This window comes from Sorangium sp. So ce836, assembly GCF_028553905.1.
Taxonomy (GTDB): Bacteria; Myxococcota_A; Polyangia; order Polyangiales; family Polyangiaceae; genus Sorangium; species Sorangium cellulosum_D.
The window spans coordinates 666,424-690,404 of sequence record NZ_CP102233.1 but is presented as its reverse complement, the minus strand read 5'-3'; the positions used below and the strand labels follow the sequence as shown (position 1 = coordinate 690,404).

Here is a 23,981-nt window from a genome sequence, read left to right as displayed (position 1 = left end):
TCTGCGCACGCAGGGCGGGATCTCTGACGCACGGGACGAGTCGCCCCACGACGGCTTCGCCGCGGCGGACCGGCGCGGCCGGCGGGACTCCGCCCCTCAGCTCCCCTGTCCCATGCACATCCTCAAGCCATCGCGCAGCTTCGCGCGCGTCGTCACGCGGCTCAGGTCGAGCCCGTGCGAGATCATGGTCCGGGCGACCTCGGGCTGAATGCCCGTGATGACGCTCCGGGAGCCCAGGAGCTGCACGGATCGGATGATGCGCACGAGGCGCTCGGCCGTGCCTGGATCGATCGCGCTCACCCCGGTGAGATCGATGATCGTGGACCTCGACTGGGTATGGACCACCCGCTCGAGCAGATCCTGCATGATCGTCGCGGCCCGGTCGTCGTCGAGCCCACCCACCACCGGGATGGTGAGCACGCCGTCCCACACCTCGAGGATGGGCGTGGAGAGGGCGCGGATGAGCTCTCTTTGCCGCGCGATGAGCCCGAGCTTCTCCGAGAGCTCGATCTCGATCCGCTCGTGGGCGACCTCCAGCTCGGCGGTCCGTGTCCTGACCTTCTCCTCGAGGCTCGCATAGAGCAGCGCGTTCTCCAGCGAGATGGCCACCTGGGCGGCGAGCAGCCGGGTCACCTCCAGCCGGTCCGGCGTGAAGGCGCCGGCGGCCAGCTCGTTCTCGAGATAGATGACGCCCACGAGGCGCCCCTGCCGGAGGATCGGCGCCGCGAGGATCGACCGGGCCTGGGTCCTCGCGATGTACGGGTCGCTCGCGAACAGATCGCTGCTGGCGGCGTCGCCGAGGACGACGCTCTCCGCGGTCCGCGTGACGTAGTGCACCACGCTCGCGGCGACATCCCCGCACGCCTCCAGGGGCACGGGCGACAGCACCTTGATCTCGTGCGCCTCGACGTGGCCTTCCGCCTGGACCACGAGCCTGTCGTTGTCCCTCAGGATCACGAGCCCCTTCCTGGCGCCTGCGCTCTCGAGGATGCTCTGCATGAGCTTCTTGAGGAGCGAGGGGAACAGGATCTCGCCCGAGATCGCCTGCGAGGCCTTGATGACGGCGAGCGTGTCGAGCTTCACCTTGCCGTGGTCCACCTCCGCGGCGTGCTCGAGGGAGGCGCCCTGGGCGGCCCCGGCGTGGTCGCCCGAGCCGGTCTGGCGCGGCGCCTCCCGCCCCAGCGCCTGCGGGAAGGCCCGCTCGAGGCGCTCCGTCACGCGCGCGGCGCCCCAGCGCGCATAGAGCCGGTGCGCCTCGGCGATGTAGGCGTGCGCCAGGAACTCCCTGCCCATGTCGCGGTAATGGAGCGCGCAGAGCTCGTTCGCGAGCGCCTCGTCGTGGAGGAGCCGCGCCTCCCTCGCGGCGGTGATCGCCTGATCGTAGAGGGCGCCCGCGCCCTCGCGGCGCTCGATCCGCGCGAGCTCGGCCCGCAGGATGAGGCTGCGGTGGCGGAAGATCTGCGGGTTCTGCCCCGCCCAGAGATCGAGCTTGCCCGCGAACGCCCTGAGCCGATCGACGTACGCGCTCCCGAGCTCCGGGGCGGCGGCCACCGAGGCCCGCGAGAACGCCACGCCGCCATAGAAGTAGTAGCAAGGGCTCGCGTGCCAGGCCCCGAGCATCACGTCGGCGCCAGGGTCGGTCTCGCCCCAGACCTCGGCCACCCGCTCGTATTCGCCCTTGAAGACGCCGCCGATGACCGTGAAGATGTTCGTGAAGTAGAGGCTCGCGGTGTTGTTGATCCTCCTGGCCTCCGCGATGATGGCGTCGAGATCGACCCGGCGCGCGCGCGGCCTGCCGCCGTCCCCCTCGGCCGACGTGCTGAGCTCCTCGCCGAGATCGGCGGCGGCGGCGACGATCCAGGTGATCGCGTTGAACCTGTCGAGCTTGCAGATGTGCTCGCTGTCCTTCGCCTCCTGGACGAGCTCGTGGAGGTTCTTCCCCTGGAGCAGGCTGCTCAGCTGTGAGTTGCATGCATTGTAAAAAGCCCAGATGTACTGGCCCGTCTCGAGGCCGACGTGCATGCCCTTGCGCAGCGACGCCTTGTAGGTGGCATAGCTCTCCTTCCAGTGCTGCACCCACGCGCCCCACATGTTGCACAGCATGGCCTCGGACTTCTTGTCCGGATTGAGCTCGTTGAGGCGGATCGCCGCCCTGCCGAACGCGTAGCCCCGCTCGACGTCGAGCCGGGCGCACAGGATCGTCCCGAAGTTGACGTACGCGTAGATCGAGTTCCTCGAGATGCCGTGCGTGAGCGAGTTCTGCAGCATCTTCATCACGGTGATGCCGAAGTTGTTCGTCCCCAGCTGGTAGGTGGGCGAGAACATCTCCTGCAGCAGGTCCTGCAGGGCGGCGATCTCGGGATCGGTCAGGGCGGGCAGATCGATGAGGGACGCGATGGGCCGATCTCCGATCATGGCCATCGTCCGCTCGATCTCGGCGGTGAGCATGCCGTCGTCCGGGTACGGCGGCAGGTCGATGCCGAACGCGCGCAGGGCGGCGAGCCCCTCGTCCAGCGCGGCGGGCAGATCGTTCTTCAGGATCTGCACGTTGATCTTCAGGCGGCGGATCTCGGTCTCGTGCACCCGCCCCCTCGCCTTGTCGAGGCAGCTCGAGAGCGTCGCGAGCGCGTCGTCGTGCCGCTCGCAGAGCGACTCCAGCACGCCCTTCTTCGTGTGGTAGGCGAACGTCAGCGCGTACTCGGAGGTCCACGCGTCCGCGGGCAGCATGGAGATGCCGTGCTCCAGGTACTTCAGCGACGCGGAGAAGGCGCTCGACTCCTCGGCGCGCGCGGCGGCCCGGAGGTTGAGCCTGGCCGAGGTGAGCCGCTCCTCCGGCGCCGCGATCAGGTCGCCGGCGCTGTTCAGGTGATTGACGACATCGAACACGCTCTGCCCGTCGTCGGGGTCGAGCTTGCCGAGGAGCAGCCTCCCGATCCGGTGGTGGAACCCCGGCCGGTCCCGCGCGGGGATGAGGGAGTATGCCGCCTCCTGGATCTTGTCGTGCGCGAACCGGTAGCCCTCGCCGGCGCTCACGATCAGGCCATCGTCGATGGCCCTGGCGAGGCTGCCGTACGTGGCGTCGGGGGCTTCGGCGCTGACGGTGTTCAGGATCTCGAGCTCGAAGCTGTTGCCGATCGCCGCGGCGAGCCGGAGCACCTCTTGCGTGTCCTCCGGGAGGCGCCGGATGGTCTGCGCCATCAGGCTCAGGACGTTGTCGGTGTGCTCGAGCTCCTTGATCGTCGAGAGGTCCCAGCGCCACCCCGCCGCGGGCTCGAGGGCCAGGGCCCCGACCTCCACCAGGTGCCTCAGGAACTGCTTGACGAAGAACGGGTTTCCGCCGGTCTTCTTCAGCACCGCGCGCGCGAGCGCGTCCGTGCCGCCGGTCCGCAGGCTGTCGCTCAGGAGCTCGTTCAGGTGGGCGAGCCGGAGCGGCTCCAGGACGATGTCGACGACCCCGAGGCGGGCCGCCTGGAGCTCCTCGAGCGCGACGAGGAAGGGGTGGGTCGGGCTCACCTCGTTGTCGCGATAGGCGCCGCAGAAGAAGAGCGACCCCATCTCCTCGTCGGCGAGGAGGGATTTGAGCAGGCTGAGGCTGGCCGAGTCCACCCACTGCAGGTCGTCGATGAAGACGGCGAGCGGGTGGGCTGGGCGGGCGAACACCGAGACGAACCTCTTGAAATAGAGGTTCAGGCGGTTCTGGGCCTCGACCGGGCCGAGCGCCGGCACGGCCGGCTGCGCGCCGATGAGGTGCCCGAGCGACGGCAGGACGTCGCAGATGACCTGCGCGTTGCCCCCGAGGGCGTCGAGGATGGCCTTCCGCCACCTCTGGACGCGCTCCTCGCTCTCGGACAGGAGCTGCTTGACGAGCGCGTCGAACGCATGGACGACGGCGCTGTAGGGCGTGTCGCGGTTGTACTGGTCGTACTTGCCGCTGACGTAGTAGCCCCGCTCGCGCGCCAGCGGCTTGAGGATCTCCTGGACGAGGGACGACTTGCCGATCCCCGAGTAGCCCGAGACAAGCACGATCGCGCGCCTGCCCCGGAGCGCGTCGTCGAACGACTCGATGAGCCGCCGGATATCGCCTTCGCGGCCGTACAGCTTCTGGTGGATCTGGAAGAGATCGGTCCTGTCGTGCTGGCCCGGGGTGAAGTCGTCGATGGCTCCGCGCTCTTCCCAGCGCCGCCGGCACTCCTCCAGATCGTCCCTCAGGCCTTCGGTGCTCTGGTAGCGATCCTCGGCGTTCTTGCCGAGCAGCTTCATCGTGATGGCCGAGAGCGCCGGGGGCACCTTCGGGCTCAGCTCCGAGGGCGGGGTCGGCCTCACGGCGATGTGGGCGTGGATCAGCTCGAGCGGGTCCGCGGCCTCGAACGGCCTCCGCCCGACGAGGATCTCGTAGAACACGACCCCGAGCGAGTACAGGTCGGCGCGGTAGTCGACGCTGCGGTTCATGCGTCCCGTCTGCTCGGGCGAGGTGTACGGGAGCACCTGCGAGAGGACCTCGCGGCCGTAGATGGCCTCCCGCTCGCGCGTCACGATGGATTCGACGCCGAAGCCGGTGAGCTTGATCTGCCCCCCTTCCCCGAGCAGGATGTTCCGGGGCCTGATGTCGCCGTGGAGGAGGCCGCGCCGGTGGATATCGGCCAGGGCCTCGGTCATCCGGATGGCTCCGCTCAGGAACCCGCCGACGTCGAGCTCGCCCCGATCCTTCAGGAGCTCGGACAGCGCGACCCCCGGGAAATACTCGGTCACGAGCAAGAGCCCGTCCGCGTGCTCCTCGACCCCGTGGACCTTGACGATCCTCTCCGAGTCGATGCGCCTGATGGCGCTACAGGCGTGCTTGAAGCGCGTGACGTCGGCGATCCGCGAGAGATCGGCGTGGAGCATCCTCACCGCCACTTCCCTCCCATCGCCCTCCCGGCGGGCCCGGTACGTGACGGAGGCCGCCGTCTCGCCCGTCTTCGCGGTGATGTGATATCCGTTGATTCGAGTCGTCCCTCGCTCGGCCACAGGGCGTCTTGTCGTCATGGTCGATAGGAGGAGAGCGCCAACGATTCGATGATGTCAAGGGCGAAGCGCCACGCTCGTCTCAGGCGATCGGCGCTCGATGAGGATCCGCTCATCCCTCGGAAAAGCGATGTTCTATCCATGGCTTATCCACGCATGAAGGCGCTCGCCTTCACGGGACGGTCTTCCGCTGCAGCTCGATTCGAGAGGGCGCCCGGCTCGCGTCCTCCCATCGACGCCGGCGACGAAGAGCATCTCCGGGCACGATGCAAGAAATGTATGCAATAGCGCCTAACCAGCGTCCGTTCCGCTCACCGTATCCCCCCGGCGCGAGCCCCCCTCGGCGAAGATGATTCCTATCAGAAGCGCATGGTGGTTGGAACGTCGAGCTCGCGATCTTCCGCCGCGCCGGTGTGGTGGGGCACCCATGGCGTCTGCCTCCACGGCCGAGCTCGCCGGCCGATCGTCGCACTCCGGGCGCCGTGAGCGCGTGCCGCCGTCTGTTCTGGCGGAGGAGGTGCCAGCGGGGTGCCTGGCAGCTTCGGGTGAAGCGGCCCGGGGATGACGAAGAGGATTGCCGAGGACAAAGCGCCAGAAAGGGTTTTCCTGGCTCTCGCGGCCGTGGCGCTTTTCACCGTTTCTCTCTTCTGTCATCATGGATCCATGGCTGGGTTGAATTCCTCTGCTCTCCTCATTGGCGCTCTTGGCTCCTCGGTGGCTCCTCCCCTTCTCTCTTCTTTTCTCCTCGCGGTGCCCTGGCGGCCCGTCTCCTCGCCGTCGCGTCGTCGTCGTCCGTGAGGGCGCTCGGCGCGTGCGCGAGCTCGTATGACGGCCACCGACGCGCCAATCAGGGGGTGCCCTCACGTGACATCCGCGGTGGCGCGCGCTCGCTTTTGTGTCGATGGATGACGCCGGTCCGCCCCTCGAGACCTCCCTCCCCGCCAGGCTGCGCAGCTGCAAGCGCGACGTGATCGAGCGCTGGACGCGCCGGGTGCTCGACGATCCGAGGGCGGCGGCGCAGCGGCGCGGGGGTCCGTTGCTGGCGGACGAGGTCCCCAGGCTGTTCGATGATCTCATCGAGGCGCTCGCGGCGAGCCGGCGCGCCGAGCTCCGCGCCGGCGGGGACGGGGAGCCCGCGAGCGCCCACGAGCGGATCGAGGACCGCGCGCGCCTCCACGCCGCGCAGGTCCGCTGCGTCGCGGCGACCCTGCGCGAGCTGTCGCACCTCCGGGCGGCGCTGATCGAGGTGTGCGCCGCACAGGGGATCTCCCTCGGCGTGAGGGAGGCGCAGGTCCTTCACGCGGTGGTGGACGCGAGCATGTGGACGAGCGCCCGCGAGATCGAGGCGGCGACGCGCGCCGCGCTCGAGGACAGCGCCGCGCGCCTGCGGCTCGCCACGGAGGCCGGCGGCGTGGGGGTGTGGGATTACGACACCGTGACCGGCGCGCTGCGCTGGGACGACCGCTGCCGGCAGGTGGCCGGGCTGGGTCCGGAGCAGGACGTCGATTACGAGCTCTTCGTCGCGGCGATCCACCCGGACGATCGCGCGCGCGTGCAGGAGGCCGTGCTGCGCTCGCAGGACCCGGCGAGCGGCGGGGAGTACAGCATCGAGTACCGCCTCGTTGGGCTCGGCGACGGGATCGAGCGCTGGGTCTGCGTGCGGGGGCGCGCCTGCTTCGACGCCGCGGGGCGCAGCGTCCGGATGATCGGCACGGTGCTCGACATCTCGGAGCGCAAGCGGGCGGAGGCCGCGCGGCGCGAGGAGCTCGCGTTTCGGGATCGGTTCCTGGGCGCGCTCGGCCACTACCTGCGCACGCCGCTCACGTCCGTCACGCTGGCGGCGAGCGTGCTGATGCACCACGGCGACCTGGCGCCGGGTCAGGCGAAGAGCGTCGAGCGGATCGCGGCGAGCGCGCGCCGCATGGCGCGGACCATCGAGGATCTGCTCGATCTGACGCGGAGCCGCTTCGGCGGCAGCATCCCGATCGCGCCGAGCCCGGGGGACCTCCACCTCATCTGCAAGGGGGCGATCGACGAGCTCAGGGCCATGCACGCGGAGGTGCCGATCCGGCTCGATCTGCACGGGAGCGGCGCCGGGCAGTGGGATCCCGAGCGGGTCGCGCAGATGGTGACGAACCTCGTGCAGAACGCGGTCGACTATGCCGCGCCGGGGAGCGCCGTCCGGGTGGCGATCCGGCCGCGCGGGGAGGACGTGCTGGTCGAGGTGCACAACGACGGGCCGGCGATCGCGCCCGAGCTCCTGGCGACGCTGTTCGACCCGTTCCACCAGGCGCCGGTCGGCGGGCGGGCGAGCACGGGGCGCGGGCTCGGGCTCGGGCTGTTCATCGCGCACCAGATCGCGAGGGCGCACGGCGGGGCGATCGAGGTCGAGAGCGAGGCGGAGCGGGGGACGACGTTCACCGCGCGGCTGCCGCGGGGAGCGGCGGACGCGAGGTGTTGAGGCGAGGTTGGGGTGAGGTGGGGGTGAGGTGGGGGTCGCGTCAGGCGATGCAGCAGAACGTGGAGGGCGCGCTCGGCCGGAGCTCGCCGATGGGCTCGCCCCCGTGCGGCGCGCACGCGCCCGGCTCCACGGCGACGATCACGGCCGACTTGCTGCCCAGGGCGACGCCGGGCGGCGTCACGACGCAGAACGGGACGCTCGAGCTGACGACGTTCGACGCGAGCAGGTCCGTGCAGGCGGCGTCGCGGTACACGGAGGCCATGAGGGAGCACGAGGCGCCGGTCGGATCGCCGCAGCCGCAGGGCGTGCAGTCGCGGCCGTCGATCACGTCCGCGAAGAAGAGGTGCCTGACGGCGTAACCCTCCGGACAGTCGGCGTCGTCGCCCTCGTGGAAGACGCAGGTCGTGAAGCCCGAGGGCGCCGAGGGCACGCACGTCGTCGCGTCGTCGCACGCGGTGTACGCGCCGGCGAGGCACGCCCTGGCCCGCGTCGCCCACGGATCGAGCCTGGGGACGGGCGGCGGGACGTCGAGGCGCGGCGTGCAGGCGGCGGTCGTGACGACCGAGGGGGCGGCGATCGTGAGCGACTGCACGCAGGGCTCGCCGTTGCAGAGGTGATCGGCGGGGATCGCGTTGGCCGCGGTGCAGGCGCCGTCCCAGCCATCGGGGGCGGCGAAGGAGGTCGTCACGGTGCCCGGCTCGTCGCCGGGGCACGAGGGGGACGACGTTGCGGCCCAGTCGGTGGAGAGGGTGCACGAGGCCTCGGGCGGATCGCACGCGCAGGTCGCGCACTCCAGGGGCGGCTGCTGGAGATCGGCGAAGCCCTCGTAGCCGAGCGTCGGCGCGTCGGCGGGGCAGTCGGGGACGGCGTCGGGCGGACCGAACCAGAGCAGCGCCGGGCCGAACCAGCCGAGCGGCGCCGGCGGGGCGCACTGGCCGGAGCACAGGGAGCTGTGCGTGTCGCCGCCGGCGCCGCCCTGACCGCCGGCGCCAGCGTCGCCGCCGTCGCCGCCGGTGCTGGCCGTTCCGGCGTCGGGCACATCGCAGTACCCCAGGTCGATCTCTTCTTGGGTACAGGGGCCCGTGATGACGATGGGATCTTGTTCGCAGCCCGCGATGAGCAGCATTCCCGGAAGGACGAGGCGTGACATGCGCATGGCTGAGACCTTACTGAAACGCGAGTCTTCCACACAAGATGGATGATTGGCGAACATTCTCATGAACACCATTCCCGGAATCGAGAAAATTTTCTCATTTCTTCAGCGCTACTGGGCTTCGTTGCATTCGCTACCGGCTTGCTCTCACAGGTTTGCCTGTAGACCGATTCCGAGCGCCGCAGCGAGAGCGGGGGCGCTCCAGACGGGGCGCTCGCGCACAAGAGCACCTGGGTGGCGAAGGATTGCGATACCGATCACGGGATGAACGACCTCGGCGTATGCTCGCACGGATAGATTCTCTGCAAGAGGCAACGCGATGCCTGCCCGTACCCCCAAACCGGCGCGGAGGTTCAGCCAGGATGCCGCGTCGAAGGGAATGGTCGGCGCCGCGCGGAGCACACCGATTTCTGCGAGGCCGCAGGCGAACAGGGTGCGGCGGTTCAGGCAGAGGACGACATCCGCCGTGACGGTGGACACCGACACGGCCACGGCCTCGACTTTCCCTGAGAGCGAGGACAGGCCTCGCACCTCCAGCGCCGCGGACCACGCCGGCCAGCGTGCCCCGACGGACATCGCCGATCCAAGGGAAACGCCGGGCGTCAGCCCGAGACCCGTCACGACATCGAGGCCGGCCGTCCAGCGGAAGCGCTCCGAAGGAGCCGGCGGCGCGCTGTTCCCCGGCGGCGTTTTGCGCGGGGGCGACGTCTTCTGCGAGGACGATACGGGAGCAGGGACGGGCTGCAGCGGGCAAGGTCGGTCCGGCGAGCAGGGTTGTTCTGGGACCATCGCCTGGTCGGTCGGCTGCGGCTGAGCAGGCGGTGCCCCCGGCGCCGCGGGGAGGTCGGGCGTTGCGCCCGGGATCGCGGGGAGTTCGTCGCCGTCGAGGAGCACGGCGATCGACAGGGCGATGGCGCTGACGAGCACCTCGCAGTCCGCACTGGCGCTGAAGCCGTCGGCCCAGAGCCCCCGGCCGGAGCGATCGCGGAGGAACAGCGCGGCGGTGAGCTCGCCGCGCCGGCGCTCGATGGAGGCGGTCAGCGTGAGCGGCGCCGCCGCATCGAAGGGATCGACCCCTGCCATCTTCCGGATCGTCTGCTCGCGCAGGAACGGCTCGTCGGGGCAATCCTCGGCGCCCGGCCCTCGGAGGAACTCGAGCCGCACGCGGGTCGGCGTGGCCCTGGGCTCGGCCTGGACCGGCGCGATCCCGAGGGTGGCGATCGCGGCGGCGGTCATCGCGGCGAGCGCTGCGCGTTGCAACCGCCTGGCGATCGCGCTCGTGATCGCGCGCTGGCCGCGCGGTGTGCGGCGTGCGCGCCTTGTTCGCGCGGTCACGGGAGCATCTCCCTCGCCGCATTGCCGGCCGGCGCGGGCTGCGTCGGGTTGCCGGCCGATGCGGGCTGCGTCGGGTTGCCGGCCGGTGTGGGCTGCGCCGGGTTGCTGGCCGGCACGGACTGCGCCGGGTTGCCGGCCGGCACGGACTGCGCCGGCTCAAGCTTCGATCGGAGCCGCTCGCGCATCAGGTTCAGCCGCCCCTGCGGGAACCGTCGCTCGTGGGCGGCGATGCGCTCCATCGCGGTCGCCCGGTCGCCTTGCAACAGCGCCTGCCTGACCGCCTCGAGCAGCAGCACCTCCTCGGTGAGCGGATCCTGACGTCGCTCGGAGGAGGCATGCTGCCTCGGCGTTGCGGGCTTGAGGTGGCCGGAGCGATCCGCCAGCGCGGGCGGGGGCGTCCGGGCGGCTGACGTTTCTTTGGCTGGGATCGCGTTGGTCGCGTCGCGCGGCGGCGCCTTGGATCGCGGTGGCTCGCCTGGATCGGTCTCCGGTCGCGCCCCCGCGTGGACGGCGCGCGAGACGAGGAGCTGTGTCGCGATAGGCGCCAGGCGGTTGGCCCAGGAGACCGGCGCTGGAGCGAGCGCCGCGACCACGACGGCGGCGCCGACGATGGCCGCCGTCCCCCGAGCCAGCGCCGGGCGGACGAACCGGGCGAGCGGGCGCGCGAGGTGTGCGACGCGGGCGAAGCGCGCCGAGCGTGCCGGGTTCCGGGGCCGATCTGCGGGCTCGTGTCGTCCGGGATCGCTTCGCGGGCTGGGAAGGGTCGCGGGGGCGTTCGCCTCGGCGATGGCGGAGGCGCCTGCGAGGGCGGGGCGCGACGGGGCGGCGGAGCTGGGCGAGGCGAGGGAGAAGAGCGGGAGCATGAACAGGCCGGACCGGAGCGCGTGCTGCTCCTCGGCTCGCAGGCGCTTCACGGCGGCGCGGTAGTCCTCGCGCGCGAGGCGCAGGCGGCTCGCGGCGGTGTTCTCGTTGATCTCGAGGGCGCGCGCGACCTCGCGCATCGGGATCTCGTACGCATCGGCCATGAGGAGGACGGCGCGCCGTTCGGGCGCGATGCTCGCCAGCAAGCGGATCGCGAGCGCGATCCGCTCCTTCCTGACGATGCGCTGCTCGCTGCTCGGCGCGACGTCGGCGCCCTCGAAGCACGCCGCGTCCGCGAGGCCCACCGGCACCTCGCGCCGCCGGTAAGCGCGCTCGAGGTGGCTCCGCACCTTGCGCCAGGCGATCCCGAAGAGCCAGGCGGACTCGGATCGCCAGCGCGGGCCGAGGCTGGGCGGGCGCGATCGGCTGGAGGATGTGGGCGGGGACTGGCGAGCGGGCGAGGCGGGGTCGGCGGGGTCGTATGCGGGGTCGGCGGCAGCGGCGGCAGCGGCGGCAGCGATGGCGGCGGCGGCGGTGGGGATCGGCACGGCGGCGAAGACGAGGTCGTGCAGAGGCGACGAGGCGGACGGAGGCGGGAAGGGCGCGCCGCACGCGCCGGCGGGATACTGGGGGTCGTACCGGGGGAGGCTGGTGTAGGCGCCGAGCAGGACCTCCTGGGAGAGGTCGTCGATGTCGTCCTCGGCGACCCCGAGGTACCGGAGCATCCCCGGGAGGACGTGAACGGCGGTCGCGTGCATGGATGCCCAGGTGCTGTGCTGGACGAGGTCGGGGGGCGGAGGGGGGAGAGGGGGAGGAGGGGGAGGAGGAGGAGAAAGAGGGCTCATGCTTAGAATTGCGGGGAGCCTCCCGCGGTCGTCATGGAATCGACGGCGGGCGGTGCCGAGGGGTGGGGCTGGCGCGGTGCCGACCGGGCCGGGCGGTGGGTGGGACCGGCGGGGGAGCGAGATGGCGGGCAGCACGGGGGCTGCGGGCGACTTGCTGACGCTTGCCGGCCGGCTGGGCTGACATCACGGACAGGGCCCGCGGCCACGGTCACGCTCCCGCGGGGCCTGGAGCCCGATGAGCGGCCGACCACCCGACCACCCGACGGACGGAGCGCCGTCCGATCTCCGGCGCTCGATCTCGATGGCCCGGCAGAACCTACTCTTCGCCGACCTGCCGCAGCGCCTCTGCCATGAGCGGCGCGCTGACGCGGAAGCCTGCGTTGGCGAGGTCGCCGAGCACTGCCCGGAGAGACCCGAGGACACCGGCACGTCGCGCCTCGACGAGCAGCCCCAGCGTACCTTGGATGCGCAGTCCGCGGGCTCGCGCTACCGCGCGGCCCTTCCGTTCGTCGATGAGGAGCGTGTCTGCGCGGAGCAGCTCCGCGAGCGCGATCGGGGCGGCTTCCCCCGGGTCGAGCAGGTTCGCCAGCGCAGGATCCAGGCCGGTCCGTTCGATGTCGTCATTCACGCGGATCCATGGCGAGGCCCGGCGAGATGCGATCCCCGGTTCAGCAGGGCGCGCGATGACGAGCTCCTCTCAGGCGGCTTTTGGCACGAGGATCTCGCGGGGCACCGCGCGGACGATCTCGAGATGGGCGATGCGCGACAGATACAGAAGGGGCGTCGTGTCAGCGATGACGATCAGGACGAGGATCCAAGCTCCTGCCTGAAATCCTCGAGGTCAACATCGATCGCATCGATTCCATGCGCCGCGGCCTCCCGCAGGAAAGCGTCGATTCCGATCCCGAGGATCTGCGCGGCGCGGGCGCGGGTCATGCGCCCCTGGCGCACCTCGTCCAGCGCCCAGAGCAAGCGCAGCCGTCTGGCGAGGGCATCGATCGGCTCGCTGCCCGCATCCGGCGGAAGATCGACGCTCACCGTGATGTGCGGCTGGGCCATGGCTCCGCCGCAAGCCTACGCGGCTTCCGGGCGGCCAGCGAGCAGCCGCTCTCCGTCCCGACTCGAGGGCTTCCGTCGCGGTGCGCCGCGGTGGCGAGCCCCGGTGCGCCACGCCTGCGCCCGGTGCTGAGCCCGTCCGCGCCGCTCTCGGATGGGTGATCGACAAGGCGCCCGTTGGTGCGTCCCGCGGGCGAGAGGAGGCGAAGGCTGCGCTGGCCGCCCACTGCGTTCGGGGCCCACACCCGGCGGCTCAGGCCGGCTCGGCGGCTTCCCTCCAGCAGCTCGCGACGCAGCGCCGGCAGCACGACGTCGAAGTGCGCGCACACCTCGTCCGCGCTGCGGCGATCCGGTCCAGGGCGCCGTCGTTCTGCGCCACCTTCTCGAACGCACGCACCAGGCTGTCCTCGGGCGCCACCTCCTTCGTCGCCATCGCTAGCAGGGACGGTTCCTTCGTGTTCCAAGCCATCGGCGCCGCCCGCGGCAGCGACACGTTCCAGACGAGGTTCTAGATGCAATGGGGCCGCCGCCTTTCAGCGGCGGAGAGAGAGCCCGAAGCCCCGGACGAGCTTCTGGGCAGTCACGCTTCAATGAGGCCGCCGCCTTTCAGCGGCGGAGAGCCCGTCACCGTGACGAGCTGACCCGCAAGGGCAATCATGCTTCAATGGGGACGCCGCCTTTCAGCGGCGGAGAGTGCGGTTTATCCCGATGGCTCGTGGACGGCCTACTGGCTTCAATGGGGCCGCCGCCTTTCAGCGGCGGAGAGTTGGGCACGACCGGCACGAGGTACGTGTTCCCGCTTTAGCTTCAATGGGGCCGCCGCCTTTCAGCGGCGGAGAGGCTGCTTCACGCCCGGCTCCCGGCCGAAGGGGATCTCGCTTCAATGGGGCCGCCGCCTTTCAGCGGCGAAGAGGGATCGCGCGCTCTACGCGCGCCTGCTCAAGCTGAGCGCTTCAATGGGGCCGCCGCCTTTCAGCGGCGGAGAGCGTCGGCGCGATGCCGTCGCGTGCTCGCAAGCCTCGGCTTCAATGGGGCCGCCGCCTTTCAGCGGCGGAGAGGAGATCTGGGTCGACGCCGTGGCGTGGAGCGACGAGTCGCTTCAATGGGGCCGCCGCCTTTCAGCGGCGGAGATAGGCCTCCCAGGCCTACCTGAAATTTCGTGCACTTACAACCCGGTTTGCGAGAGGTCCCCGCCGCCCCCTCCGCTCCGGCCGCCGGGGGCCGTCCCCGCGCGCCTCCGGCCATCTCGAAATCCATCGTCTTTTAAACACCTGCCGGCCTTGCGAGCGCCCCCCGGCTTTTTCGCGTCACTCCACCGCTCGCAGCCGCTGCTCCCGCCCTCTTTTACCACGCCCCCTCCTCCCCTCGCCCAGCCCCTCCGTTCTCCCCGGCCGCTTTGCCGCTCGCTGCCCCACTTCCGCCGCTCGCCTCCCCGCCTCCAGCGCCGTTTCCCCCGCCTCGCCGCGCCCGATCCCAGCCTCGCGTCACCTCGTCCCCACCTCGTCCGACGCATCCCCCACCTCGCCGGACTCGTCCCCCGGCTCGCCCGACTCACCCCCCACCTCGACCGCCTCATCCCCCGCGGGGCGCTCGCCTTCCGACCAGGGGGAGCGCCCCGCCGCCCCGGGGGCTCCCGCCCGCCGCCCCGGGCGCCGCATCTCCCGCTCCAGGGTTTCTTCCCCCCGACCGCCGGCGCCCTTCCCTCCGACCCCCGGCGCCCTTCCCGCGGCCCCGGTCCTCCTTCTCCCGGACACGGCATCACGCCCGCCGAGCACACTTTGGACGCACTCGACGTCTCGACAGCCCTCTGCCTCCTTGTTAGCCATACGCCGGGAGGTGGATTATGGCCAAGCTCACGATAGGCCAGAAGGCCGAGCGGGTGCTCCTCTTGCTCATGGGGCTCCGCAAGAACAAGGTCGCCGCTGCGCTCGTCGCTCACGGCTTCTCCGATGACGATCTCGCCGAGGGATGGCGCCTGCTCCAGCGCGTCACCCGCACCCGGCTCGGCTTCGTCGCCACGGCCGCCGCGACGGACACAGGCCTCATCAACGCGCTCGACGCCTGGGAGAACAAGTGGTTTCCCATCGCGGCCGCGACCCTCAAGCGCCACGCCCCGAAGGCGCACGCATTCCTGTTCCGCAACCTCACGCAGACCGAAGGCGCCGCCGTCCTCGTCTCCGTCAGCACCTTCGTCGAGCGCTGGGAAAACCTCGCCAAGTCCAAGGAAAAGGGCGGCCCGGACGCCGAAGGCGACGACGGCCGCAAGATCCTCGCCAAGCGCGGCCTCACCAAGGCCGTCGTCGACGAGGCAAAGCAGCTCCTCGCACGCGCCGGAAAGCTGGAGTCCGTCGCAGAGCTCCCGCCCGCCGCCGCCACCACCGACGAGGACTTCGAGAAGGCCGAACAGGAGCTCTGGGACTGGTACCTGGAGTGGAGCACCATCGTCCAGACCGCCATCAAGGACCGCAGGATCCTCCGCGAGCTCGGCTTCCGCCGCAGCTCGCCCAGGGCCGCCGCCGCCGAGGACGTCGCGGCCGAGGAGGTCGAGGACGAGGCCGACGACGACAGCGACGGCGATACCGCCGCGCCCCAGGTCGAGCCGGGCGCGTTCCTCACCGGCGCCCCCGCCGCAGCCGCCGGGCGCAAGGGGCGCTGAACGGCGCGGGCGCTTCGCGTTTACGCCTCTCCGCTGGCTCGTAGCCACCCGCCACCCGTCATCGATCGAACACGCGCCGCCGCAGCACCGCGCGACACGACGCGGACAGGCAGCGCCGGCGCACGGCGCCAGCTGCGTCGGACAGCACTGACAGCGCGATTCCAGAACGAGATCGGGTCGTTCCTCGTAATGCTGCGGCTCCTGCTGCCTCCGCATACGCGCTAACGCTCTCCCTCGTTTCGTTAAAACAGCACATGAGGCACCAAGATTGCCTTGCCGAACCGCTCGCGCGAGCCAATGCTGGCCCCAGATCGATGCGCAGCAGATTCGATGCCTTCGGCAAGAACGTCCTGCGCGACACCCTCGCGCGCGCCGGCGCCGCCGACACCGCCGTCGAGGTCATCGCAGCTTCCCAGACCATGGACCTCTGGTACGTGCCCGATCCAGCCCGCGCCGCCGCGCGCGCCGAGCTGGGCCTCCTGGGTGAGCTCGCGGCGGAGCCCTGCCAGTTCGAGCCGTTCCACGACACGCCCGGTCCGGCCGAGCTGCGCGGCTGCGTGCGCAAACAGCTCCACTGGCATCACGAGCTCGAGCGCCGCGCCGGCGGCGAGGTACCCTTCCCGAGGCTGTGCGTCCTCAGCAGCGGCCGGCCCGCGACCGTGCTCGACGCGTTCCGGTTCGAGCCGGAGCCCGGTCGCCCCGGCCTCTACCGCGCCGCGCCGGGGTGGCGGGTCGACGTCGTGGTCATCGCCGAGCTGCCGCGCACCCGCGGCACGCTGCTCCTGCGCCTGCTCGGCGCCCGCGCCGTGCTCCGCGACGCCATCCGCGAGCTCGCCGCCCTGCCCGAGGACGCCTGGGAGAGGAGCGTCGCCCTGCCCTGGCTGGTACGCTTGCGCTTCGAGACCCAGGCCGAGCCGTCGGCGCGCGCGGCGGAGGACGCGGAAGAGGAGGAGATCGTGACGGAAGTTCAGCAGTGGTTCGAGCAGCTCAAGCAGTCAATCCGCGACGAGGCACGGAAAGAGGCGCTGCAGGAAGGCCTCAAGGAGGGGCTCAAGGAAGGGCTCAGGGCGGGGCAGCTTCAGGCCCTGGCGGCGCAGTTCGAGAAGAAGCTCGGCCGAACGCTCGCGGAGACCGAGCGCTCCGTGCTGGCCGAACGGTTCGACCTCCTCGGCCTGGACCGCCTCGACGATGTCCGGCTAGAGCTCTCCGCAGACGCGCTCGGCGCATGGCTCGCGGATCCGGCCGCAAGCTGACGACAGCTCGCCACCAGCACGGCCTCGCTCGGCCTTGCCTCCGCCTTCGTCATCGCTCCCGCCGGTCCGGTCTCGCGTCCGGCTCCGATTCGCAGACGCCATAGCTCACGATGTAGCTCTGCCTCACGCCGGCATCCTCTCCCGCTCTCCCGCTCTCCCTCTCTTCCGCTCTCCCTCTCTCATTCCTGGCTCAGCGCCGGACAAGCCGAGCTCGGCTGCGTACGTCACGTCGTCAGGTAAATTCGCCAGGGTATACGCAATGCTGCGTAGTCAGGCATCGCCCTCTTCCCATCCACCCCCTCCTCTGCGATGGTAAATACCGTCGCGTCGGCCGCGCGACGCCGGCGCCGAGCCGCATGAGCTCGCCCTATACCGCGCAGCCTGGAGCTTCGTACCGTTTTCCGCCCACGTTCCGCCCACGGAGGACCGATGCGCTCTCTCGACCTCGATACTCTCGCGAACGCCGTCGCCGGCGGCGCCGCCGCGATCCGCGCCATCACGCGCCTTGAGCCCGCAGGCGGCCCCGGCGACAAGGTCTTCCCGCCGACCTACGTGAAGGAGCGCAACGCGACCACGAAGTACGCATTGGAGCAGCGGCGCATCGACGGGCGCGAGGTCACGACAGTGCTCCTCGACTCGGTCGCTTCCCAGGCAAACCGCTTCGAGGAGGCGCTGCTCGACGGATTCCGGCGCGGGGAGCTCCCCTTCCCGATCGTGCAGGTCGACTTCTCGAGCGAGGAGGGGCTCGCGGACCTCGAGCAGATCACGGCGCTTCAGGCCCCACATCGCATCGCCGACGCGCTCCTCCGCGACAGCGTGCTGGGCGGCACCCCGTTCCGCCACACGGCCGTCGGCAAGGAGGTGACCGACGCGCGCCCGACCCACGCGACGGCCATGTTCAAGTACTGCCCGACAGCCCTGATCTTCGGCGTATGGGACAGCACCGGCCCCAAGGGCGGCCTCGGCGCCAAGTTCCAGCGCTGTCTGGTCTCCGAGATCGTCGGCATCGACATCGCGACCGGCGTGAAGACGGCGAGCCGCCTCGACCCCGCCGGCATCCAGACGAAGGCAGGCCCGGTGTTCAAGCACAAGGACCCCAGCCAGGACTGGACCGTCGACCCGAAGGAGGCCGAGCTCGCCAAGGGCAAGCCCGTCGAGTTCTCGCGCAGCGGCGGCGACGGCAAGAAGGGCTCTCCGTCGGCCATCAACCACGGCAACATCCCGCCGAGCATCGACGCCGCGGCGGGCGGGGTCACGATGAGCCACGCCGTGCAGACCACCGTGCTGTCGCTCGGCGCCCTCCGCCGCCTGCGCTTCCAGACCGCCTGCTCGGGCGAGCGCCTCCCCGCCGAGCAGCGCGACGCGGCCGAGACCGCGGCGCGCACCGCCCTCGCGGCGCTGGCACTCGCCGCCGTCGTCTACCAGCGCGACCAGGGCTACGATCTCCGCTCGCGCTCGACCCTCGTCGCGAAAGAGCCCCTCGTCTTCGAGCTCGTCGGCCGCGACGGCGGCGAGCCGGAGCGCTTCTCGCTCTCGCGGGCCGAGGCCGCGGCCCTGCTCAAGGGCGCCGAGCAGAAGGCGCGGCAGGTCGGTCTCGGCTGGGATCCGAAGCCCATCACGCTCGCGCCGGCGCCGAAGCTCGCGGGCCTCATCCGGAAGAGCCGCGAGCTGGCGGCGAGCGGCGAGGCCGAGGACGAGGGCTGATGCTCGCGATCGAGGTCGCCCTGCTGACCGGCCGCTACGTGGCGACCGCCGTCGACGACCGCGATCGGGCCGAGTGGCCGCCGCACCCGGCACGGCTGTTCTCGGCCCTCGTCGCGGCGTACTTCGACACGCTCGATCCGTCCGCCGACGAGCGCGCCGCGCTGGAGTGGCTGGAGCGGCAAGGCCCGCCCGAGATCACCGCCCCCGAAGCCGCCGCGCGGGAGGTCGTGACCGTGTTCGTGCCGGTGAACGACACGAGCGTGGTCGGCTCGCTCGACGACGAGGCGCTCACCGTGCGCGAGGCGCGCGCCGAGCTCGACGCCGCGCGGCCCGCGGGCGGAAAGCCGCTCGCCGCGGCCGAAAAGAAGCTCGTCAAGGCCGAGGCGCGCTTCCTGGAGGCCGTGCGCAAGGCGATCGCCCCGGTCGCGGCCGGGAAGGAGGGGAAAGACGGGCCGGTCAGGGCGGCGTCGATCCTGCCCGAGCGAAGGACGCGGCAGCCGCGCACGTTCCCGTCGAGCACGCCCGCCGAGATGGGGCACGCCATGCCGCGCATCGTCTTCGCGTGGCCGAGCGCGACCCCCACGCCCGAGCAGCGGGCGGCGCTCGATGCGCTCGCCGCGCGCGTGACGCGGCTCGGGCACTCCTCGTCGCTCGTGACCGCCCGCGTGCGCGACGACCGCCCCGAAGCGACCTGGATCCCGGACGACACCGGCCCGGGGCGCGCCGGCGACGAGGCGGTGCTCCGCGTCGTCGGCCCGGGTCAGCTCGCGGCCCTCGGCGCCGCCTTCGAGCTGCAGGCCGACACGCCCGGGCGGGTCATGCCGGCGTCGTTCCAGCGCTACGTCCGGCCTCGCGCCGCCGACGAGGCGAGCGCGCCGGCGCCCCTGTTCGGCGACGGGTGGATCGTCCTTCGCCGGGTCGCCGGCCCCCGCCTCCCCTCGATCCGGGCCGTCGACGTCGCCCGGACGGTGCGCAAGGCCATGATGGCGGCCTACGGTTCCGGCGCGCCCGAGATCCTCTCGGGGCACCGCGCGTCCGGCGGCCCGAGCGAGCGCCCCCACCTCGCCTACGTCCCGCTGCCGTTCGTCGGCAGCGAGCATGCCGATGGCGCGATCCTCGGCGTCGCGTTGATCCTGCCGCGGGACGTGACGCGCGACGAGCGGCTCGCCGTCTACCGCGCGCTGGACGCGTGGGAGCGGCAAGCGCGCGGTAGCGACGAGGAGCCGCCGCGGCTCCCTGTCCACCTCGGCAAGGCCGGCGAGCTCATGCTCGAGCGGCTGGAAGAGCAGACGTCCGCGACGACGCTGAGGCCCGCGACCTGGTGCGCCGAGGCCGCATCCTGGGCCAGCGCCACGCCGGTCGCGCTCGATCGCAACCCGGGCGATCTCGGCGCGCGCGATCCGCACAAGGAGGCCGCCGCCTACGCCGAGGCCGAGACGACGCTCGCCGTCGCGTGCGAGCGGATAGGACTGCCGCGGCCATCGCGCGTGACGGTCATGCCGGCAGCGCCCCTCGCGGGCGCCGACAAGGCGCGGCGCTTCCCGCCGTTCCATGCGGGCAAGCCTCCCGTGCAGCGCGTGCTGGTGCACGCGACGCTCACGTTCGAGGCGCCGGTGCGGGGGCCCATCCTGCTCGGCGCCGGGCGTTACTTCGGCCTCGGCCTCTTCCGGCCGCTGAGGGGAAATGGCTGAGCTCTCGCCCGACGACTTCCCCGCGTATTTCGAGGCGATCCACGGCGCGGCGCCGTTCCCGTGGCAAGCGAGGCTGCTCGCCGACGTGGCGCGCGAGGGGCGCTGGCCGACGCTGCTCGATCTGCCCACGGGCGCGGGCAAGACGGCGGCGATCGACATCGCCCTCTTCCACCTCGCGCTCGACGCCGCGTCGCCGCCGGCGCAGCGCGAGGCCCCCCGGCGCATCGTGATGGTCGTGGACCGGCGGACGGTCGTCGATCAGGCGTTCGAGCGCGCGAAGAAGATCGCCGAGACGCTGACGGGCGCGCGGGACGGAGTCCTCCGCGCCGTGGCCGATCGGCTCCGGGCGCTCGCCGGCCTTCGGGGAGACGAGGCGCCGCTCGCGCTGGCGCAGCTCCGCGGCGGCATGCCGCGCGACGATGCGTGGGCGCGGAGGCCTGATCAACCGCTCGTGGCCGTCTCGACCGTGGATCAGGTCGGCTCGCGGCTGCTCTTCCGCGGCTACGGCGTGAGCGACGCCATGCGCCCGATCCACGCGGGGCTGCTCGGCAACGATGCGCTCCTGCTGCTCGACGAGGTGCACCTCTCGCAGCCGTTCCGCGAGACGCTGCGCTCGCTGTGCCGGTATCGCACGTGGGCGAGCCGCAAGCTGCCCGACCGATGGCAGGTCGTGGAGATGTCGGCCACGCCGGGGAGCACGTCTGGAAGCGCAGGCGTGACGTCCGCTGCGTCAGACGATCGGCGCGTGTTCGGACTGAACGACGACGATCGACGCGACGAGCGGCTCGCGAGGCGACTCCAGGCGAAGAAGCCGGCCGTGCTCGCCGACGTGAAGGTGAGCGGCGGGGAGGGCGCGAGGCGAGCGGCCCTCGCCGAGGCATGCGCCGAGCACGCCCTGCGCTTCGTGGCGCCGGGGCGCGCCGTAGGCGTCATCGTCAACCGCGTCGCCACGGCGCGCGAGACCGCCGAGGCGATCCGGAGGCGGTCCGACGGCAGCGTCGACCCCATCCTCGTCACGGGCCGCATGCGCCCGCTCGATCGCGACGATCTCGACGAAAGGCTCGGCCCGCTCGTGCGCACGGGCCGGGCGCGCGACGCAGCCGCGGACCCGGTGGTCATCGTCGCGACGCAGTGTATCGAGGCGGGCGCCGACTTCGACCTCGACGCGATCGTGACCGAGTGCGCCTCGATCGACGCGCTCCGGCAGCGCTTCGGCCGGCTGAACCGGATCGGCGCCATCGAGGACGCGCGCGGCGTTGTGCTGGTGCGCTCGGACGCGCTCGCCAAGGATTACGTCGATCCGGTCTATGGCAAGGCGCTCGCCGCGACGTGGACGTGGCTCGGCGAGGCGGCGCGTGATTTCGGCATCCAGGCGATGGCGGCGGCGCTGCCCAAGGGGGAGAGGCTCGACGCGATGCTGTCGCAGACGTCGCACGCACCGGTGATGCTGCCTGCGCACCTCGACGCGTGGGTGCAGACGCGGCCGAGCCCGGAGGTCGATCCCGATGTCTCCCTGTGGCTCCATGGGACGGACCAGGAGCATGCGCCCGAGGTGCAAGTCGTCTGGCGCGCCGACGTGACCGGAACGCTGCTCGCGCAGGCGAAGCGAGACGAGGAGGCGCGCGAGGCGTTGTTGAAGCGCGTGGAGGCGTGCGCGCCGGTCGGGCTCGAGGCCATCTCGCTGCCGATCCATGCGGTGCGAGCGTGGCTCCAGGGCGGCGCGGCCCCCGAGCTCGCCGACATCGAGGGGCGCGCGATGGAGGACGACGAAGGTGATCGCCGCGACGGACGCCTCGCGCTGCTCTGGAAGGGCGACGAGAGCCGGGTGATCGAGCCCGGCGAGCTCTACCCAGGCAGCACGCTCGTCGTCCCTGGCACGTATGGAGGCCTCGCCGGCGGCACCTGGGATCCTTCGTCGCAGGTGCCTGTCTCGGACCTGGGCGATCGCGCCCGCTGGCAGCAGACAGGACGGCCGACGCTGCGGCTGCACCCGGACGTCATGCGGCAACATGCTGGCGTCACGGATGCTGCACTGCCAAAGATCCCCATCCCGGTCGTGGACGAGCGGTCGGATGCCGAGGATCGCGCGGAGATCGACGCATGGCTCTCGGAGACGACCGCGGCAGCGGCCGCGACATCCTGGCTTGGCCAGGTGCTCAAGGCGCTCGCGGTGAAGGGCAGGAGGCGCCCCGCCCTCGTGCGGCTCGACGGCATGCAGCTGGCGGGCGAGGACGGAGCGCCGCGGGTCGAGGAGGGCTATTTCGCGCTCGTCGGCCGCTTCCGCGCGCACGTCGAGGGGGCGGGCGACGTGACGACGGAGGACGACGGCGCATCGTACACGGGCGTCGAGGTGACGCTGCGCGAGCACCTGGGAGGCGTCGCTTCCTGGGCCAGGCGGTTCGCCGAGCAGTGCGGGCTCCCGCCCGAGGTCGCGCGCGCCGTCGAGCTGGCGGCGCGCTGGCACGACGCCGGGAAGGTCGATCCGCGATTCCAGCGGATGCTCCACGGGGGGAGCGAGCTCCGGGCGGCGGTGGCGCCCGAGCCGCTCGCCAAGAGCGCGCTCGTCGCTGCGGATCGCGCGGCGCGGGCCCACGCGATCAAGCGATCTGGATACCCGCGGGGCGCCCGGCACGAGCTCTCGTCCGTTGCGCTCCTTCAGGGCTGCGAACGGCTATTCGACAAGGATGTCGATCGCGATCTGGTCCTGCATCTCACGGCATCGCATCACGGCTGGTGCCGACCGTTCGCGCCCGTCATCGCGGATGACGAGCCCGTCGAGCTCGCCCTGGAGGTGGAGGGCACGATCGTACGCGTATCGAGTGATCACGGCCTCGCGCGGCTCGACGCGGGCATCGCCGAGCGGTTCTGGCGGCTCGTGCAGCGCTACGGCTGGTTCGGCCTGGCGTGGCTCGAAGCGATCCTGCGGCTCGCGGATCACCGGCGGAGCGACGAAGAACAGCGCGGCGACATCGGGGCAAGGAACAAGAGATGACCGAGCTCTTGCTGACCGGGATTGATGGCAAGAATCCGCTGGCGTTCCTGGCGGCGCTTGGGGTGCTCAACGCGCTCGCCGACCGGACGAAAGATGGGACGCCGGAGCCCAGGCTGGTCTGGCGCGCCGGCGGTACCTACCAGCCGGCGATCGTGGGCGGCCCGGATCGCGGCGCGCTGCTCGATGTGCTCATCCAGGATCTCGAGAGCTTCCGCGGAGAGCCCGCGATCGAGCGGCTGCGTTATCGCAAGGACGGCAATGGGGCCGAGGCGCACGATCTCAAGCCCCCTCCGGGATACTTCACGGAATACCTGAGCCGCCTGGTAAGCGACGATCTGCGGCGGAGCCTCGCCTTCGCCGCCGCGTTCGCGACGGATGTGGCGGTGGACAACAACGGCAACACGAAGCCGACCGCGCTGCATTTCACCGCGGGCCAGCAGGAGTTCCTCACGATGGTGAGCGAGCTCATCCAAGGCGTGCGCGTCGAGGACCTGGAAGAGGCGCTGTTCGGGCCGTGGAGGTACGAGCGGCCGCTCCCGGTGCTCCAGTGGGACAACACGTCGGCGCGCGACTATGCGCTGCGCGCGAGCGATCCCTCGAAGGACAAGAAGCTCGGCGTGCCCGGCGCGGACTGGCTCGCGTTCCGGGGCCTGCCGTTCATCCGGGTCGCGCCGATGCGCGACCGGATCGTGACGACGGGGTGCAGCGGCGAGTGGAAGACAGGGACCTTCAGGTGGCCAATCTGGACGGTGCCACTCCCGCGCTCCGTGGTCGGCTCCGTCCTGACGTCGCCGGAGGTCTTCGAGGTGAATCCGAGCGTCCTGCGCGCCCGCGGCATCGCCATCGTGTTCGAGTCTGCGATCCGCCGGAGCGATCAAGGCGGCTACGGGAGCTTCGCCCCGGCGCGAATGGCGCGCCCGGCGCGCGGCGACTGATCCGAGAGGCGGCTGGTCAAAGGGTGACTCACCCA

General features: G+C 71.5%; 13 protein-coding genes and 1 CRISPR repeat array. Of the genes, 7 read left to right on the top strand and 6 right to left on the bottom strand.

Annotated features, from left to right (window positions below; genetic code table 11):
- Nucleotides 1-96: 96 nt before the first annotated feature.
- A complete protein-coding gene (locus NQZ70_RS02580; RefSeq protein ID WP_237244952.1) occupies nucleotides 97-5,007 on the bottom strand; it encodes an AAA family ATPase in 4,911 nt (1,636 codons plus the stop codon).
- An 898-nt stretch (nucleotides 5,008-5,905) separates the two neighbouring features.
- Here NQZ70_RS02580 and NQZ70_RS02575 point away from each other — a divergent pair.
- Nucleotides 5,906-7,465 (top strand): HAMP domain-containing sensor histidine kinase, encoded by a 1,560-nt coding sequence (locus tag NQZ70_RS02575; protein ID WP_129572806.1) that lies wholly within the window; start codon nucleotides 5,906-5,908, stop codon nucleotides 7,463-7,465.
- A gap of 40 nt (nucleotides 7,466-7,505) precedes the next feature.
- Here the strand turns inward: NQZ70_RS02575 and NQZ70_RS02570 are convergent, their stop codons facing one another.
- The 5 genes from NQZ70_RS02570 to NQZ70_RS02550 form a co-directional block, all read right to left on the bottom strand.
- On the bottom strand, nucleotides 7,506-8,621 hold the full coding sequence (locus tag NQZ70_RS02570) for a hypothetical protein (protein ID WP_237244951.1): 1,116 nt from the start codon (nucleotides 8,619-8,621) through the stop codon (nucleotides 7,506-7,508).
- A 144-nt stretch (nucleotides 8,622-8,765) separates the two neighbouring features.
- A complete protein-coding gene (locus NQZ70_RS02565; RefSeq protein ID WP_129572805.1) occupies nucleotides 8,766-9,854 on the bottom strand; it encodes a hypothetical protein in 1,089 nt (362 codons plus the stop codon).
- Between the two features lie 95 nt (nucleotides 9,855-9,949).
- Nucleotides 9,950-11,572, bottom strand: a complete 1,623-nt coding sequence (locus tag NQZ70_RS02560) for an RNA polymerase sigma factor (protein WP_237244950.1) — start codon at nucleotides 11,570-11,572, stop codon at nucleotides 9,950-9,952.
- Between the two features lie 403 nt (nucleotides 11,573-11,975).
- On the bottom strand, nucleotides 11,976-12,287 hold the full coding sequence (locus NQZ70_RS02555) for a DUF3368 domain-containing protein (RefSeq protein ID WP_207217723.1): 312 nt from the start codon (nucleotides 12,285-12,287) through the stop codon (nucleotides 11,976-11,978).
- Between the two features lie 173 nt (nucleotides 12,288-12,460).
- Nucleotides 12,461-12,718, bottom strand: coding sequence for a UPF0175 family protein (locus NQZ70_RS02550; protein WP_129572804.1), 258 nt, complete (start codon nucleotides 12,716-12,718; stop codon nucleotides 12,461-12,463).
- Nucleotides 12,719-13,226: 508 nt separating this feature from the next.
- A CRISPR array of direct repeats spans nucleotides 13,227-13,847; the repeat unit is 36 nt; unit sequence GCTTCAATGGGGCCGCCGCCTTTCAGCGGCGGAGAG.
- A gap of 711 nt (nucleotides 13,848-14,558) precedes the next feature.
- Here NQZ70_RS02550 and NQZ70_RS02545 point away from each other — a divergent pair.
- From NQZ70_RS02545 to NQZ70_RS02520, 6 genes are all read left to right on the top strand, one after another.
- Complete coding sequence (locus NQZ70_RS02545; RefSeq protein WP_129572802.1) at nucleotides 14,559-15,371, top strand: hypothetical protein; 813 nt, start codon at nucleotides 14,559-14,561, stop codon at nucleotides 15,369-15,371.
- A 314-nt stretch (nucleotides 15,372-15,685) separates the two neighbouring features.
- Nucleotides 15,686-16,624 carry a hypothetical protein gene (locus NQZ70_RS02540; RefSeq protein ID WP_237244949.1) on the top strand — a complete coding sequence of 313 codons (939 nt, stop codon included), beginning with the start codon at nucleotides 15,686-15,688 and terminating at the stop codon, nucleotides 16,622-16,624.
- A gap of 429 nt (nucleotides 16,625-17,053) precedes the next feature.
- Nucleotides 17,054-18,328 (top strand): type I-U CRISPR-associated RAMP protein Csb1/Cas7u, encoded by a 1,275-nt coding sequence (gene cas7u, locus NQZ70_RS02535; protein ID WP_129572800.1) that lies wholly within the window; start codon nucleotides 17,054-17,056, stop codon nucleotides 18,326-18,328.
- Nucleotides 18,328-20,019 (top strand): type I-U CRISPR-associated protein Csb2, encoded by a 1,692-nt coding sequence (gene csb2, locus NQZ70_RS02530; RefSeq protein WP_129572799.1) that lies wholly within the window; start codon nucleotides 18,328-18,330, stop codon nucleotides 20,017-20,019. The genes cas7u and csb2 overlap by 1 nt, the downstream gene beginning before the upstream one ends.
- Entirely contained in the window at nucleotides 20,012-23,011 is a 3,000-nt protein-coding gene (gene cas3u, locus NQZ70_RS02525; protein ID WP_129572798.1) for a type I-U CRISPR-associated helicase/endonuclease Cas3, read from the top strand. Before csb2 ends, cas3u begins: the two co-directional genes overlap by 8 nt.
- On the top strand, nucleotides 23,008-23,946 hold the full coding sequence (locus tag NQZ70_RS02520) for a hypothetical protein (RefSeq protein WP_129572797.1): 939 nt from the start codon (nucleotides 23,008-23,010) through the stop codon (nucleotides 23,944-23,946). Before cas3u ends, NQZ70_RS02520 begins: the two co-directional genes overlap by 4 nt.
- The last annotated feature ends 35 nt before the right edge of the window (nucleotides 23,947-23,981 follow it).

What these genes read in the sequence shown, in the direction of transcription:
- csb2 (WP_129572799.1), top strand. Translation starts at nt 18,328, where the DNA reads ATGCTCGCGATCGAGGTCGCCCTGCTGACCGGCCGCTACGTGGCGACC.
- NQZ70_RS02575 (WP_129572806.1), top strand. Translation starts at nt 5,906, where the DNA reads ATGGATGACGCCGGTCCGCCCCTCGAGACCTCCCTCCCCGCCAGGCTG.
- NQZ70_RS02545 (WP_129572802.1), top strand. Translation starts at nt 14,559, where the DNA reads ATGGCCAAGCTCACGATAGGCCAGAAGGCCGAGCGGGTGCTCCTCTTG.
- cas7u (WP_129572800.1), top strand. Translation starts at nt 17,054, where the DNA reads ATGCGCTCTCTCGACCTCGATACTCTCGCGAACGCCGTCGCCGGCGGC.
- NQZ70_RS02565 (WP_129572805.1), bottom strand. Translation starts at nt 9,854, where the DNA reads ATGACCGCCGCCGCGATCGCCACCCTCGGGATCGCGCCGGTCCAGGCC.
- NQZ70_RS02560 (WP_237244950.1), bottom strand. Translation starts at nt 11,572, where the DNA reads ATGCACGCGACCGCCGTTCACGTCCTCCCGGGGATGCTCCGGTACCTC.
- NQZ70_RS02570 (WP_237244951.1), bottom strand. Translation starts at nt 8,621, where the DNA reads ATGCGCATGTCACGCCTCGTCCTTCCGGGAATGCTGCTCATCGCGGGC.
- NQZ70_RS02550 (WP_129572804.1), bottom strand. Translation starts at nt 12,718, where the DNA reads ATGGCCCAGCCGCACATCACGGTGAGCGTCGATCTTCCGCCGGATGCG.
- NQZ70_RS02520 (WP_129572797.1), top strand. Translation starts at nt 23,008, where the DNA reads ATGACCGAGCTCTTGCTGACCGGGATTGATGGCAAGAATCCGCTGGCG.
- NQZ70_RS02540 (WP_237244949.1), top strand. Translation starts at nt 15,686, where the DNA reads ATGCGCAGCAGATTCGATGCCTTCGGCAAGAACGTCCTGCGCGACACC.
- cas3u (WP_129572798.1), top strand. Translation starts at nt 20,012, where the DNA reads ATGGCTGAGCTCTCGCCCGACGACTTCCCCGCGTATTTCGAGGCGATC.